General features: G+C 69.9%; 14 protein-coding genes. 6 read left to right on the forward strand and 8 right to left on the reverse strand.

Annotated elements, in window-relative coordinates; translation table 11 throughout:
- Window positions 1-118: 118 nt before the first annotated feature.
- Complete coding sequence (locus EST92_RS26785; protein WP_129283340.1) at window positions 119-856, forward strand: class I SAM-dependent methyltransferase; 738 nt, start codon at window positions 119-121, stop codon at window positions 854-856.
- Between the two features lie 16 nt (window positions 857-872).
- Here the strand turns inward: EST92_RS26785 and EST92_RS26790 are convergent, their stop codons facing one another.
- The 4 genes from EST92_RS26790 to EST92_RS26805 form a co-directional block, all read right to left on the reverse strand.
- Window positions 873-3,278 carry a tetratricopeptide repeat protein gene (locus tag EST92_RS26790; protein WP_129283341.1) on the reverse strand — a complete coding sequence of 802 codons (2,406 nt, stop codon included), beginning with the start codon at window positions 3,276-3,278 and terminating at the stop codon, window positions 873-875.
- Between the two features lie 17 nt (window positions 3,279-3,295).
- Window positions 3,296-3,922: a DUF6879 family protein gene (locus EST92_RS26795; protein ID WP_129283342.1), complete on the reverse strand. Its 627-nt coding sequence runs from the start codon at window positions 3,920-3,922 to the stop codon at window positions 3,296-3,298.
- A complete protein-coding gene (locus EST92_RS26800) occupies window positions 3,915-4,184 on the reverse strand; it encodes a hypothetical protein (RefSeq protein ID WP_129283343.1) in 270 nt (89 codons plus the stop codon). Before EST92_RS26800 ends, EST92_RS26795 begins: the two co-directional genes overlap by 8 nt.
- Window positions 4,185-4,281: 97 nt before the next feature.
- Window positions 4,282-4,854: a TetR/AcrR family transcriptional regulator gene (locus tag EST92_RS26805; protein WP_129283344.1), complete on the reverse strand. Its 573-nt coding sequence runs from the start codon at window positions 4,852-4,854 to the stop codon at window positions 4,282-4,284.
- 97 nt (window positions 4,855-4,951) lie between these two features.
- Here EST92_RS26805 and EST92_RS26810 point away from each other — a divergent pair, with 97 nt between their 5' ends.
- Window positions 4,952-5,410, forward strand: coding sequence for a nuclear transport factor 2 family protein (locus EST92_RS26810; RefSeq protein ID WP_129283345.1), 459 nt, complete (start codon window positions 4,952-4,954; stop codon window positions 5,408-5,410).
- A gap of 19 nt (window positions 5,411-5,429) precedes the next feature.
- On the opposite strand, the gene EST92_RS26815 is transcribed toward EST92_RS26810, so the two are convergent.
- Both EST92_RS26815 and EST92_RS26820 read right to left on the reverse strand, forming a co-directional pair.
- Window positions 5,430-5,663 (reverse strand): DUF397 domain-containing protein, encoded by a 234-nt coding sequence (locus EST92_RS26815; protein WP_129283346.1) that lies wholly within the window; start codon window positions 5,661-5,663, stop codon window positions 5,430-5,432.
- Window positions 5,656-6,450, reverse strand: coding sequence for a helix-turn-helix transcriptional regulator (locus EST92_RS26820; protein WP_129283347.1), 795 nt, complete (start codon window positions 6,448-6,450; stop codon window positions 5,656-5,658). The genes EST92_RS26815 and EST92_RS26820 overlap by 8 nt, the downstream gene beginning before the upstream one ends.
- Window positions 6,451-6,602: 152 nt before the next feature.
- Here EST92_RS26820 and EST92_RS26825 point away from each other — a divergent pair, with 152 nt between their 5' ends.
- Together EST92_RS26825 and EST92_RS26830 are read left to right on the forward strand one after the other, a co-directional pair.
- Window positions 6,603-7,022 carry a hypothetical protein gene (locus EST92_RS26825; protein ID WP_129283348.1) on the forward strand — a complete coding sequence of 140 codons (420 nt, stop codon included), beginning with the start codon at window positions 6,603-6,605 and terminating at the stop codon, window positions 7,020-7,022.
- 250 nt (window positions 7,023-7,272) lie between these two features.
- On the forward strand, window positions 7,273-8,265 hold the full coding sequence (locus EST92_RS26830; protein ID WP_254069035.1) for a zinc-binding dehydrogenase: 993 nt from the start codon (window positions 7,273-7,275) through the stop codon (window positions 8,263-8,265).
- Window positions 8,266-8,304: 39 nt separating this feature from the next.
- Here EST92_RS26830 and EST92_RS26835 read toward each other — a convergent pair whose 3' ends face one another.
- On the reverse strand, window positions 8,305-9,921 hold the full coding sequence (locus EST92_RS26835) for a PLP-dependent aminotransferase family protein (RefSeq protein ID WP_174244150.1): 1,617 nt from the start codon (window positions 9,919-9,921) through the stop codon (window positions 8,305-8,307).
- Here EST92_RS26835 and EST92_RS26840 point away from each other — a divergent pair.
- Entirely contained in the window at window positions 9,920-10,741 is an 822-nt protein-coding gene (locus tag EST92_RS26840; RefSeq protein ID WP_129283351.1) for a methyltransferase domain-containing protein, read from the forward strand. The two genes, EST92_RS26835 and EST92_RS26840, sit on opposite strands and share 2 nt — an antisense overlap.
- A 52-nt stretch (window positions 10,742-10,793) precedes the next feature.
- On the opposite strand, the gene EST92_RS26845 is transcribed toward EST92_RS26840, so the two are convergent.
- The gene (locus EST92_RS26845) at window positions 10,794-11,735 is read right to left on the reverse strand and encodes a helix-turn-helix transcriptional regulator (RefSeq protein ID WP_254069036.1); all 942 of its coding nucleotides are present in this window, start codon (window positions 11,733-11,735) and stop codon (window positions 10,794-10,796) included.
- 151 nt (window positions 11,736-11,886) lie between these two features.
- Here EST92_RS26845 and EST92_RS26850 point away from each other — a divergent pair, with 151 nt between their 5' ends.
- Window positions 11,887-13,383, forward strand: coding sequence for an MFS transporter (locus EST92_RS26850; RefSeq protein ID WP_254069037.1), 1,497 nt, complete (start codon window positions 11,887-11,889; stop codon window positions 13,381-13,383).
- Window positions 13,384-13,565: the final 182 nt, after the last annotated feature.

The raw sequence follows: 13,565 nt of genomic DNA on the forward strand, positions 1-13,565 counted from the left end.
CCCACCCCCACTCCACCCCACCTGACCTGGTCTGATGCGGCTTACACGACTACGCTCACCGCGTCGGCAAGGGGGACCATAAACGGGGCCACACACGGGGACCACAAAGGGGGACCACATGGACCGGAACATCCGCACCCTCGAAGACGTACTCACCCTCCTGGACGGCCTGTTCGCTCCGGAGGCCGACCGCTGGACCGCCGACGGAGCCCCCTGGTGGGACAGCTTCTACGCGGACCGCGCGAAGCCGGTGCCGTTCTTCGTGGCGAAGCCCGACGAGAACCTGGTGTCCTGGCTGGACCGCGGACTGCTCACCCCGGGACGCGCCCTCGACCTCGGCTGCGGCCCCGGCCGCAATGCGCTGCACCTCGCCGCCGCGGGCTTCGAGGTGGACGCGGTCGACCTCTCCCCGGCAGCCATCGCCTGGGCCCAGGACCGCGCCGCAGAAATGAAGGCCGAGGTCCGCTTCCTCTGCGGCGACGCCTTCGCCCTCGCCGACACCGCACTCGCCGGCCCGTACGACCTGATCTACGACTCCGGCTGCTTCCACCATCTGCCGCCACACCGCCGCCTGAGCTACCTCGCCCTGCTCGACCGCTCCCTGGCCCCCGGCGGCCACCTCGCCCTCACCTGCTTCGCGGCCGGCGCGATGGGCTCCGAGCTCGACGACCGCGACTTCTACCGCCGGTCCGGCCTCCAGGGCGGCCTCGCCTACACCCCGGACTCCCTGCGCGCCCTCTTCTCCCCCCTGACGGAACGCGAACTCCGCCGCATGCACGACGAACCCCCGCACTCCCCCCACTTCGGCGAGCCCTTCCTGTGGACCGCCCTCTTCCGCCGGGGGGACGGGCAGTAGCCTTCAGCGGACGCCGTCACCGGTCCAACAGGCTCTCGATACGCTCCCGCATCGTCACCGCTCGCGCGTCCCGGTAGTCGCTCAGCAGTCGCAGCACGTCCTCCCAACACCGGTTGGCTTGCTCCGCGTCCTCGCCGCGCAGCGAGGACGCGAGGCTGTCCAGCGCGACGGCATGGTGCCAGGTGTCGCCGAGGAACTCGTGCACGGCGACAGCCCGGCGGTGGAAGTCGGCGGCTTCGTCATGTCGGTCAAGGCGCTGGTACGTCTCGCCGACACCCTGCAACGCGAGCGCCTCGCGACTGCGGTCGCCCAAACGGCGATGGATCACGGCCGATCGCTGGTACGAGGTCAGGGCCTCCGCCAGCTGTCCCTGAGCGCGCTGGGCCGCTCCCAAGCAGAGGAGCCAGTACCCCTCCAGCACGTGATCACGCAGCTCCAGCGCAATGTCCAAGGCATCATTCGCCGCGCGGAAGGCTTCGCACAGTTCACCGCGTTCGAGGTGGACGGCGCTTTGGATCCGCAGAATATTTCCCACGCTGCGCTTGTTCCCGGCCTCCTGATGGATCGCCAGGGCCCGATCAAGCTGGTCCGCCGCTTCCGTCAGGCGTCCGGCCTGCGCGTATGCCTCGGCGAGGTTCGCGAGGGCGACTGCTTCCCAGTGCTCCACGCCGAGATCACGGAAGAGGGAAACGGCTCGTGCGAAGTGGTCCTCGGCGTCTCCCAATCGTCTCGTGCGCAGCAGGATCAGGCCCAGGGCATTCAATGCCGCGGCCTCACCGCGCACGTCACCCAGTTCGCGCCGCATCGCGAGGGCCTCTTGGTGCGAACGCAGCGCCTTGGTGAGGTGGTTGAGCCGGCGGTGGGCGAACCCCAGGCTCTCCAACAGTCCGGCCGCCGCGCGACGCTCGCCAAGCCGTTGCGCGGCGCGCAAACCCGATTCTCCGGTGGCAAGCCAGTCGGTGACGGGGGCCGACGGGGCCTGGGCACTCCAGAACACGGCGGAAAGCTGCCAGGTATATCGGTCGAGTCCTGCTTTCTCGGCAGCGCGCACGGCAGCAACAAGATTGGCCTGCTCGCGTTCGGACCAGTCGACGGCCTGGTCATAGTGGGAGAAATTCAGGGGGTCGACAGCCTCGTCGGCGGGATCGAGCGCGACGTGTTCGCGGGCGGGAGCGATCCAGCTCTGTGCGCTGTCGGCTGTGTGGAGGTACCAGTCAAGTACGCGCCGCATCGCGGCAGCGCGGCTCTCCGGGGTCTCCTCCAGTCGGCTCTGATCGGTTGCGTAGGCCCGGAGCAGATCGTGGAACTCGAATCGATCGGGGGCGGTCTGTTCCAGCAGATGCGCGCCGACCAGGACATCGAGCAGGTGCCGTGCTCGTCTTACGCTGATTCCGGCGAGAGCGGCAACAGCACCGATGCCGAACTCGGGCCCTGGATGCAAACCCAGCAGTCGGAAAAGGCGTGCCCCATCCGGGGGCAAGGCCCGGTATGACCAGGAAAACACAGAGCGCACCGCCTCGGCATCCTGTTCGTCTCCCGTGCTCAGTGCCTCCCATAAAGCCGACTCATCACGCAGATCCGCAATGAGTTCGTCCAGCTGCATATGGGGGTGGCTCGCTGCGCGCTCCGCCGCAATCCGTAAGGCCAAAGGGAGCCGTGCGCAGAGACGGGCGAGCGCGACCAGCTTCTCCGCGTCGTCCTCAGCTCGGTAACCAGAGGTGACAGCACGCAGGAGAGCAACGGCTTCGGCCTCGGGCAAGGTACCCAGAGTGAGGCGATGCGCCCCGTCGCGTACGGCGAGTCCGGACAGACGCCCTCGGCTGGTGACGATGACCAGGCAACCGGCGTGGCCGGGCAGCAGCGGCCTCACCTGCGCAACGCTTGCGGCGTTGTCCAAGACGACGAGTACCCTGCGATCGGCCAGCAGGGAACGGAACAGGGCAGCGGCGGAATCGGTCTCGGCCGGCACTCCTGCCGCGGGAACGCCCAGCGCGGTCAGGAATCGGTGCAGTGCGTCTTGTGCGGTGACGGGTTCGCCGGGGTCGTAGCCCCGCAGGTTGACGTAGAGCTGACCGTCGGGGAATTCGTTCCGTACTTGATGGGCCCAGCGCAACGCCAGGGAGGTCTTTCCCGCTCCCGCCGTACCGGCAATGACACAGACCGCAATGACAACGGCGCCGTCGGTGCCGTCGGTGTCGTCGGTGCCGCTGGTCAGGATCGTTTGGAGCCGGCGCAATTCCTCGGTCCGGTTGACAAAGCCTGGTACATCTCGCGGTAGTTGTCGTGGAGTGATACCCGCTGGGTTGTCAGGTGCTGGACCGTGGTGAAAATGAATTCCCCCGCTGATGGCTCCCGCTTGCACCGTGTCGCGGGACGAGCCGGACAACTGGTTGTCCGTTCTGCCCGAACGCGCCTCGCCCATTCCGTCGTGGTTGATCGCTATTCAGCCTTCGTCTGTGGTGGCGGAAGGTGCGCCACACTGCGTGCGAAGAAGGGCAAGACGTCCTCGCCGGTCTCGTAAAGCGTCCGAATGAAGTCTCCCCAACGCCTGACCAGTCCGGGTTCGAGGAAGCGGATGGCTCCGTCCAGGGAGCCGGCTTCCGTGTAGAGGACCTGGTAGAGGACCTGGTCGCCGACCACGACCACCTCGGGCAGCGGTCCACCGGCCTCAAACGCCGCCACCTGGGCCGGGCCGACCACCCGGATCTTCTTGCCGCATTCCGCCTGCAACCTCAGCGCGTGTAACTCCCAGTGCAGGTACGGCGTGAGAGGCTCTTCGACCACCCGCACGCGATGGAACGCGGTACTCCGTTCCCGGTCCCGCTGAACGGCCGATTCAAAATCCTCTCGCTCGTCCTCAAGGAGTCGTAGCGCTTCCTCCCAGCGGCCGTGGCGAAACGCCTCCCAGCTGGCGTCTTGTTCCTCGAAGTCCTGCTGTCGCTCCAGCTTCCAGGAGTGCCGACCGCGGACGTCGCCTCGATATCGCCGGAAGTCACGTCTGTACGCCTCGATCGGCAGTCGTTCCCCTTGCGACGCAACGAGTTCCAGGGCGCTCTGCTCAAGCATCGGCGATATCCGGCTTGGCCGAGCGGAGCATACGGCCGGGGATGACCACGAGACGTTCGTCCGCGGCGATGGTGACGTCCGCGGGCAGGTGGGCGGCGTACGCGTCCGTCAGGTCCCGTCCGACGATCGCGATGTCGCCATTGCCCAGCTCCCAGATGTCCGGGCAGCCGTCTTCATCCTTGGTGGTGCCCAGCTCCTTGGCCGACTTTCCCAACCTCCGCACGAACAGCGCGGACGGATCGGCTTCCCAGGGACGCGCCATACCCTCTCCGATCTTCGGCCTCCGGTCCCGCTTCGGCGATTACAGATCGTAGGGGATGTCGTCACTCACTGTATAGACACATCTCGGTCACCATCGATCACCCGCCGGAGGCGCCCGCCGCCAGCAGAGCCGCGGCGGCGGTGCGGGCCTGTCGGGCGGTGGACGGGTCGCCGCTGATGGCGGCCGTGGTGATCGCTCCGTCCACGAGGAGGGACAACTGGGCGCCCATGGAAGCGGGTTCGGTGACTCCCGCGCCCCGGGCGAGGTCCGTCAGGTACGAGAGCAGGGCGCGTTTGTGCTCCCGGGCGACGCGGCCGACGCCGTCCGAGGTCGCGCCCAGCTCGCCGAAGGAATTGATGAAGGCGCAGCCGCGGAAGTCCGGGGCGGAGAACCAGTCGTGCAGCCAGTCGAAGACCGCGAGCGGACGGGCGTCGGGGGTGTCGGCGTGCTCGGTGACGTACGCGGCGAGGGTGGTGCGCCACCGGGCGTCGCGGCGGCGCAGATAGGCCTCGACGAGGTCGTGCTTGGCGGGGAAGCACTGGTAGAGGCGCTTGAGGGACACCCCGGCGGTGGTGCGGAGTTCGTCCATACCGACGGACTGGATGCCGCGGTCGTAGAACAGTTTTTCCGCGGCGTCGAGTATCCGCGTACGGGCTTCGTCGTGGTCCATGGCCCTTCCGGCACTTCCCAGGAGAACGGTCGTTCTCTACACTAGCCGAACGATGGAGAACGATCGTTCTCCGGAGGTGCGAGAGAGGGAGACCGCCATGCCGCCACGCCCACCGTTCCCGCCGTTCGACGAGGCGAGCGCGCGACAGAAGGTGCAGGCCGCCGAGGACGCCTGGAACACCCGCGACCCCGAGCGGGTCGCCCTCGCGTACACCGAGGACTCGGTCTGGCGGAACCGGGACACCTTCCTCGCCGGCCGCGAGGAGATCGTCGGCTTCCTGCGCCAGAAGTGGGACCGCGAGCTGGAGTACGCGCTGCGCAAGGAACTGTGGTCCTACGACGGCAACCGCATCGCGGTGCGCTTCCAGTACGAGTGCCATGACGCGGCCGGGCAGTGGTGGCGCAGCTACGGCAACGAGCTGTGGGAGTTCGACGAGGAGGGGCTGATGCGCCGCCGGGAGGCCGGCATCCACGATGTCGCGATCGGGGAGGCAGAACGGCGGATCTTCGGGCCTCGGCCGGAGAGGGAGAAGGGGCGGCCGCTTCCGTTCCGCTGAGCGGAGCCGCCGAGGGTGGTCACCGGGCTGCGCTGGGGAGCTCCCCGTTCTTGAGGGCGCTGACGAACGGTATCCAGCTGTCGGCCGAGAAGAGAAGGGCCGGGCCGTGCGGAACTTTCGAGTCACGGACGGGGATGCCGGAGGAGTGGTAGCTGTCCAGGACCTCCAGGCAGCTGCCCCCCTCGTTATTGCTGTACGAAGACTTGCGCCAGCCGGTCAGCGCGGAGGCGTCCAGGATCCTCTGCTCAGTCATGATGTCCGTAGTCCTTCGCTGTCGCCCTCATCAAAGCGAGCGACTCCTTCAACGGCAACGCGTCGCTCAACGCGAGAGCGTAGGCGCCCTGTAGCCGTTGAACCAGCGCCGGAGAGTCATGCAACTTGCCGGTCGATACCGCTTCGCTGTAAGCAACCGGCGGTTGGTCCTCGAACCACATCAGCGTCAGCATGCCGTGCATCAACGGGTGCGCACCCAACCCGAACGGCAATACGTGCACGCGCACTCGCTCGTCCTCGGCCAGGCGGACGATGTGCATGATCTGCTCGGCCATCACTTCCGGGCCACCCACGGGGCGACGCAACACCGTCTCGTCCAGGATGGCCCATACCGTGGGTGTCACCGGGTCGGCGAGAATCTTGGCCCGCTCAAGCCGTGTGACTACGAGCCTGTCACGCTCCGCTTCACTCCATGGCGGGAAGGCCGTACGCATCACCGCACGCGTGTACCGCTCCGTCTGGAGGATTCCGGGCACGTACCCCAGGGCGAACTCACGGATCATCGTGGCTTGTCGCTCCAGATGACGCGCGGCCTCGAAATAGTCGGCAACGGCCGCGTCATCCTTCGGCAGAAAGCTGCTCAACACATTCCCCGTGTTCAGCGCCTGGTCCAGCCGTCGCGCGTCCTCCTTCGACGGGATCCGGCGTCCCGCCTCGATGTGGGCGATGTGCGAGCGGGTCATCACCGCTGCGTCCGCCAGCTGTTGTTGTGTCAGCCGGGCCGATTCCCGCTGTTCGCGGAGCCAGTCGCCGTAGGCGCTGCCCATTTCGTCAACCCCCTTGTGACGAATGCATTGTCACGCTCTGTGCACTGGCGAGCCTATCGGCGTGACACAACGCTAGGAGGGTGTACGCAAAAAGACTCCCGTGGCCGCCGGTTCGGGCCGGGTGTCGACACCGCCCCTTGGAGGATGACGAGTTGAGGAAAATCTTCGGCCGCTACGACCCCGATAACCCCCAGCGCCCAGGGTCCGGGCTGCGGCTGTTGCCGTGGCTGTCGCTCGGGGGGAATCCGTGCTTTCTGCGGAGCGAGGACGCGGGCGGCTATCTCTCCCGGAAGGCCGACCTGGTGGAGGCGGAGCAGATGCGGGCGGGCGCAGCCGTACTCGCCGAGGCCGAGGAGGTGTTGGACGATCCGACGGCGGGATCGCTCATGCTCCGGGTCACGCTTCTGCGGGCCACGATGGCGCTGGACGACGTCCTGCGCGTCGCCGACAGCCGAGGCGGGCGGCTGCCCGTACCGGAGGACCGCCGGGACCACCAGGACCGTCGGGACCACCACGACTACCTGCCGGACGGCGGGCCGGCTCCGTATGAGGGCGAGGCGAGGACACGATGAGATGAGCAGTGCCCGGAGCGTCGCCGCGTTGGCTGTCGGCCGAACGGGCGGAAGATGAGGTAACGACCATCGCCCGCCTCACCTGCGGGAAGGGCGATGGCATGAGCCACAGCCACGCCGACGATCTCGATCTCCTCGCGCTCCCGCATCGGACGGCGGGTGAGCACACGTGAGAGCTTTCGTTCTCCGGACGGTCGGCGAGGTCGGCGTCATCGAGAAGGCGGTCCCCGAGCCCGGCCCCAATGACGTGGTGGTGCGCACCACCGCGGCCTTGGTGTGCACGACCGATGTGCACGTCATGCGGGGCGTCATTCCGGTGGCTCCGGATGTGACGCTGGGGCACGAGGCGGTCGGTGTCGTCCATGCGCTCGGCTCGGCTGTCGAGGGACTGGTCGAAGGCCAGCGCGTCGCGGCTGCCGGGATCACGCCCTGCTTCCAGTGCGATTCCTGCCAGCGCGGATTCTCCTCGCAATGCCACGGGCTGATGCTGGGCGGCGCCGCATTCACCAACCGGCGTGACGGGACACTGGCCCAGTACTTCCTCGTCAACAATGCCGAGGCCAATCTCGCACCGCTTCCCGACGGTCTCTCCGACCACCAGGCGCTGTATGCGACGGACATGCTCTCCACCGGGTTCGTCGCCGCCGAACACGCGGAACTCGCCCTGGGCGAGACCGTCGCGATCTTCGCGCAGGGCGCGGTGGGGCTGTCGGCGACGATCGGCTGCCGGCTGCTCGGCGCCGGCCTCATCATCGCCGTCGAGTCGATTCCCGCTCGTCAGGAACTCGCCCGCCGATTCGGCGCCGATCTGATCGTCGACCACACCCGGTGCGACCCGGTCGAGCGGATCCTGGAGCTGACGGACGGCCAGGGGGTCGACGCGGCCATCGAGGCGCTCGGCAGCCCGGAGACCTGGGAGGCGGCCTTCCGGGTCACGAAGCCGGGAGGGCGTATTTCCAACGTCGGGTACCACGGGGAGGTGCGAGAGCCGCTGAAGATTCCCCTGGAGCCGTTCGGATACGGCATGGCCGACAAACAGGTCTACGGCGGGTTCAACCGCGGAGGTCGCGGGTGGCTTCGGCGGATCTTCCGGTTGATGGAGACGGGGAAGGTCGATCCCACGCCGATGACCACGCACGAATTCGGTTTCGGTGAGATTGAACGGGCCTTTCAGATGATGGCGTCGAAGGAGGGGGGCATCATCAAGCCGCTGATCCACTTCGAGGGGGAAGGCGGGGCGTAGGGGGGTGCAGGTCCGGGTGGCCGGAGCCGGTCCGGGTGGTCAGGGCCAGTTGGTCAGTGCCTCGCCGAGTAGCGCCATTCCTGCCGTGATGTCGCCCGGGGTGCGGGCTGCGTAGCCGAGTACCAGGCCCGGGCGGCCGGGGCGTTGGCGGTGCCAGGACAGCGGGTGGACCTTCACGCCGCGGGCGAGTGCGGCGGCGGCCAGGTCCGTATCGGACGCAGCGGGGCCGCCCTGGTCGAAGGTGATCGTCAGATGCAGGCCCGCCGCGGCGCCGTGCACGGTGGCGCCCGGAAGGTGCGCGCCGATTGCCGCGATCATGGCGTCGCGGCGGCGCCGGTGGCGGCGGCGCAGCAGACGCAGCCGGCGTTCCAGTTCGCCCGATTCCATCAGGCGGGCCAGCACCAGCTGTGGCAGTGCGGAATTGCCGAGGTCGGCGAAGCGTTTGGCGTCGGCCAGCGCCTTCCGGTAGCGCGACGGTGCCAGCAGCCAGCCCACCCGCAGGGCGGGCGCCAGCAGCTTGGAGACGGTGCCGACGTAACAGACCTGATCCGGCAGGAGCGAGCGCAGCGCGGGGACCGGGGCGCGGTCGTAGCGGTGCTCGGCGTCGTAGTCGTCCTCGACGATCAGGCCGCCGGCCGATGCCCAGTGCATCAGGTCCCTGCGCCGGTGGCCGCCGAGCACCACCCCGGTCGGGAACTGATGGGCCGGCGTGAGCAGGACGGCCCGCGCACCGCTGGCCCGCAGCGCGTCCACGCACAGCCCGTCGTCATCCACCGGTATCGGTGGAGTCGCGACCTGCCAGTACTGGAGATGCTGCCGCACGCCCAGTGAGCCGGGGTCCTCCACCGCGATCGCCGGGTCGCCGTCACGATGCAGCACCTGCGCGATCAGGCCGAGCGCCTGCGAGGTGCCGGCGACGATCAGCACCTCGTCCGGGTCCACCCGGATCCCACGGTTGTGGGCCAGCCAGTGGGCCACGGCCTGTCGTAGCGCCGGGGTGCCGCGCGGGTCGCCGTACCCCATGCCGGCGGCCGGGAGGTCCGCCAGCACCGTGCGTTCGGCGCGCAGCCAGGCCGTGCGGGGGAAGGCGGCCAGGTCCGGGACGCCGGGTGAGAGGTCGATCCGGGCAGGTGCGGCACGCAGCTCGTCGAAGATCTCCGGGCCGGGCGGTGCGGCGAACGGCTGGGGAGGTACGGGCGCGGCGGGATGGGAGGCGTACGGCTGGGTCCTGGAGGTGGTCGGCCTGGGCGCCATCACGGGGGCGGCGACGACGATGGTTCCGCCCCGGCCCCGCCCGGCCAGCTGCCCGTCCTCGGTCAGCCGCTGGTACGCCTCGGTGACCACGCCCCGCGACACCCGCAGGTCGGTGGCGAGCGTCCGGGTCGCGGGCAGTCTGCTCCCCACCGGCAGCCGGCCGTCCGCGATCGCCCGCCGCAGCTCCCGGGCCAGCCAGTCCGACCGGCCGCCCGGAGACGCGTCCGCGATGTTCAGCTGGAGGAAATCGGAGCAGCCGGCAGACACCGGAGGGGAGGAGGGGGAGGGACGGGATGGAGACGACCGGGACGACGGGGTGCCGGGGGAGGAAATTATGGACCGGTCGGGAGGCTGCTCTTTGGACCTGTGCACCGGGCCATTGTCCCGGCACGGTGGAGCCATGAACACCGACACCGCGTACGTACACGGCTATTCGGAGCGGGAGGCCCGCCGTCTCGGCGACCAGGCGGACGCCCTCGCCGCATTGCTGCATGCCGGTACGGCGTACCCCGCCGGCAGCCGGGTCCTGGAGATCGGCTGCGGGGTGGGCGCGCAGACCGTCCACCTGGCCAGGAACAGCCCGGGGGCGCGGATCGTCGCGGTCGACCGGTCCGCGGAGTCGCTGGCGCAGGCCCGCGCCTGCCTGTCGGAGCAGGAGCCCGGGGCGGGCGTGGAGTGGCTCCTCGCCGATCTGCACCATCTCCCTTGCGACTACGGGGAGTTCGACCACATCTTCGCCTGCTTCGTGCTGGAGCATCTCCCCGACCCCGGGCTGGCGCTGGCCCGGCTGCGACACGTACTGCGGCCCGGCGGCACGCTCACGGTGATCGAGGGCGACCACGGTTCGGTGGTCCTCCACCCGGACAGCCACCACGCCCGTGAGGTGATCGGCCACCAGGTACGCCTACAGGCCGCGGCCGGTGGAAATGCCCTGCTCGGGCGGGAGTTGCAGCCGTTGCTCACCGACGCCGGATTCGCCGACGTGGTGGTACGGCCGCGTACGGCCTATGCGGACCGGACCAAGCCGGCCCTCGTGGCCGGCTTCACCCTCAAGACCTTTGTCGCCATGGTCGAGTCGGTCCGGGACGAGGCGCTGGGCGCTGGTCTCACCACCGCCGCCGACTGGGACCTGGGGGTCGCCGAGCTGCGAAGGGCCGCGGACGACGGCGGGACCTTCCACTACACGTTCTTCAAGGCCGTCGCCGTCAATCCGCGGCGGTAGGGGCGGGGTGCGGCGGAGTGCGGCGGGGTTCAGCTCACGCGTGTGGGGCGGTTCAGCGGGCTGCTGCCGAATCCGCCTCTGCCGAAGCACCTGCCCCGGCACCCGGCGCACCGCCCGGCTCGCCCAGCTCGCCCGACCTGCCCGACCGGCCCGGTTCGCCCGCCTCACCCGTCGCGCACCGCTGGAGTGCGGGCAGCTTGGCCGCCGTCGTGGCATCCGCCGGCATACAGGCGAACAGCTTGATGCCGGGTGCGTCCAGCGCCGCCAGCTTCACATAGTCAAAGGTCAGCGCCCCGACCCGGGGATGCGCAAAGCGCCGGCGGCTGCTGCCGAAGTCGGCGATGTCATGCGCCGCCCACCAGGTCCGGAATTCCGGGCTCGCCTCCCGCAGCCCGTTCGTGAGCTGCTCGAAGCGCGGATCCCCCGAGCGCTGCCGGGCGTCCGCCCGGAACTGGGCGACCAGGTCCTGCGCCTGCCCGTCCCAGTCGGCCAGCAGCGAGCGCATCGCCGGATCCATGAACACCAGCCACAGCAGATTGCGTTCGGCCGGCTCCAGCTGTCCCGGATCGCCGATCAGTCCGGCCTCGGCACGGTTCCAGCCGACCAGGTCCCAGTTGGCGTCGAGGAGATAGGCGGGGTGTGGTTCGAGCGCCTCCACCAGCTTCTGCAGCGCGGGGCCGGGACCGCCGTCCGCCGGGCGCTCCGGCAGCGGCACTCCGGCCAGCGCGAACAGGTACCGGCGCTCGACCGAGCTGAGCATCAGGGCCCGCGCCAGACTCCTGAGGACCTGTCGGCTGACGGTGATGTCGCGCGCCTGCTCCAGCCAGGTGTACCAGGTCACGCTGACACCGGAGAGCTGGGCGACCTCTTCGCGCCGCAGCCCCGGGGTACGCCGCCGGGGCCCCGCGAGGATGCCCGCCTCCTGGGGCGTGAGCCGCTCCCGGCGCGAGCGCAGGAACTCCCCGAGGCTGCGGCGTCGTTGCTGGTCGTCCATCGGTACTCCCGTTCGCCGCGGCTCGCGGGGGCGTCGGCCGCGTCGGGGCCGCCGCGCGGACGTCTGGGGCGCAGCACGTAGAGGGGGGTGGTGGGAAAACCAGCATAATCGGTCTCTGTTCGCCGCGGCGGCGTCGTCCGACGCTGGCCGCATGAACCAGACACCACCCCCGGCCGCCAACGGACCGCGCACCGCGACACCATCGCGGGCCGGCGGATCGTCCAATACGGCCGGCGACCCCGCAACAGCAGCCCCCTGGCGCACCCTGGCCATCGTGCTGGTCGGGGCCTTCATGGCGGTGCTCGACACCTTCATCGTGCTGGTCGCCGCGCCCGCCATCCAAGCCGATCTGCACGCCTCCGCGGCCGATGTCCAGCTCATCCTGGCGGGCTATCAACTCACCTACGCGCTCGCCCTGGTCACCGGCGCCCGGCTCGGCGACCGCTTCGGGCGCAAGCGGCTGTTCCTGCTGGGGATGGCGCTGTTCACGCTGTCCTCCGTGGGCTGTGCGCTCGCGCCCGGCGCCGGCAGCCTGATCGCGGCACGACTGGTCCAGGGACTCAGCGCGGCGGCGATGTTCCCGCAGGTCTTCGCGGTGATCCAGGTGATGGTCCCGGCGGAGAAGCGCCCGACGGCGTTCGGTGCGCTCGGTGCCGTCATCGGAATGGCCACGATGGCCGGGCAGTTGGTGGGCGGTGTACTGATCGCCGCCGATCTCTTCGGTTCCACGTGGCGGCCGGTCTTCTGGGTCAATGTGCCCATCGGGGTGGTGACGCTGCTGCTCGCCGGGCTGTTCGTGCCCGAGTCACGGGCACCGCGGGCCCGCCGGCTCGATCTGCCCGGTGCCGTGGTGCTGACCGTGGCGCTCTTCCTGCTCGTGGTGCCGCTGGTCGAGGGCCGCTCGTCCGGCTGGCCGCCGTGGACCTGGCTCGGCCTGGCCGCATGTGTGCCCGCGTTCGCTGCGTTCGGGCTGGTGGAGCGGTGGGCGGACGCGGCGGGCGGTGCCCCGCTGGTGCGGCTGGGGCTGCTGCGTGAGCGTGCGTTCGCGGTCGGGATGGCCCTGGTCCTGCTCACGTACGCGGGCATCAACTCCTTCTTCCTGATCCTGTCGCTGACGTTGCAGGACGGCCTGGGGAAGGACGCGCTCGGGGCCGGGCTGGTCTACACGCCGCTCGCCGTCGCCTTCTTCGCCGCCAGCCTCCTCGCCGGACGGCTGGCCCGCTTCGGGCGGCGGGTGCTGCAACTCGGCGCACTGACCGGCCTCGTGGGCTTCCTCTGCACCGGCGCGCTCGCCGTCCGCTCCGGTGCCGGGCTGACCGCCTGGGAGCTGACACCGGCCCTGGTCCTGGTGGGCGTGGGCAACGGACTGCTGGTCACCCCGCTGCTGAACGCGGTGCTCCGCACCGTCGGACCCGCGGAGGTGGGCATGGCTTCCGGGGTGCTCTCCACCGGCCAGCAGATCGGCGGCGCGGTCGGCGTGGCCGTCGTCGGGATCCTCTACTACGGCGCGCTCGGCGGCGCCGGCCACCACGACATCGCCGCGTACGGGCACGCCCTGGCGGCCGCAGTGGGCCTCAACGTCGCCCTCTCCGCCGCGATCTCGGCCCTGCTGCCGCTCCTCCCGCCCGGCGAGGCCCGCCGGGCGTAGGGCCGGCCGGGCCGGCAGGCAGTGCCGGCCAGGGCAGTGCCGGCCAGGGCAGTGCCGGCCAGGGCAGTGCCGGAAAAATGATGTGTGGCTCAGGAACCCGGTTGACAGGCTGAGGTCATGACTCGCGAGCACGCCCCGGCCACCGACCCCGGCTCCCCCGCCTCCGCCCCCGATTCGTCCCC

This window comes from Streptomyces sp. TM32, from assembly GCF_004122755.1.
In the GTDB taxonomy this organism is placed as follows: Bacteria; Actinomycetota; Actinomycetes; order Streptomycetales; family Streptomycetaceae; genus Streptomyces; species Streptomyces sioyaensis.

Excerpts from the sequence above, each read along its gene's own strand:
- EST92_RS26790 (WP_129283341.1), bottom strand. The coding sequence starts at position 3,278 with ATGGGCGAGGCGCGTTCGGGCAGAACGGACAACCAGTTGTCCGGCTCG.
- EST92_RS26800 (WP_129283343.1), bottom strand. The coding sequence starts at position 4,184 with ATGGCGCGTCCCTGGGAAGCCGATCCGTCCGCGCTGTTCGTGCGGAGG.
- EST92_RS26795 (WP_129283342.1), bottom strand. The coding sequence starts at position 3,922 with ATGCTTGAGCAGAGCGCCCTGGAACTCGTTGCGTCGCAAGGGGAACGA.
- EST92_RS26810 (WP_129283345.1), top strand. The coding sequence starts at position 4,952 with ATGCCGCCACGCCCACCGTTCCCGCCGTTCGACGAGGCGAGCGCGCGA.
- EST92_RS26840 (WP_129283351.1), top strand. The coding sequence starts at position 9,920 with ATGAACACCGACACCGCGTACGTACACGGCTATTCGGAGCGGGAGGCC.
- EST92_RS26805 (WP_129283344.1), bottom strand. The coding sequence starts at position 4,854 with ATGGACCACGACGAAGCCCGTACGCGGATACTCGACGCCGCGGAAAAA.
- EST92_RS26785 (WP_129283340.1), top strand. The coding sequence starts at position 119 with ATGGACCGGAACATCCGCACCCTCGAAGACGTACTCACCCTCCTGGAC.
- EST92_RS26850 (WP_254069037.1), top strand. The coding sequence starts at position 11,887 with ATGAACCAGACACCACCCCCGGCCGCCAACGGACCGCGCACCGCGACA.
- EST92_RS26815 (WP_129283346.1), bottom strand. The coding sequence starts at position 5,663 with ATGACTGAGCAGAGGATCCTGGACGCCTCCGCGCTGACCGGCTGGCGC.
- EST92_RS26835 (WP_174244150.1), bottom strand. The coding sequence starts at position 9,921 with ATGGCTCCACCGTGCCGGGACAATGGCCCGGTGCACAGGTCCAAAGAG.
- EST92_RS26820 (WP_129283347.1), bottom strand. The coding sequence starts at position 6,450 with ATGGGCAGCGCCTACGGCGACTGGCTCCGCGAACAGCGGGAATCGGCC.
- EST92_RS26845 (WP_254069036.1), bottom strand. The coding sequence starts at position 11,735 with ATGGACGACCAGCAACGACGCCGCAGCCTCGGGGAGTTCCTGCGCTCG.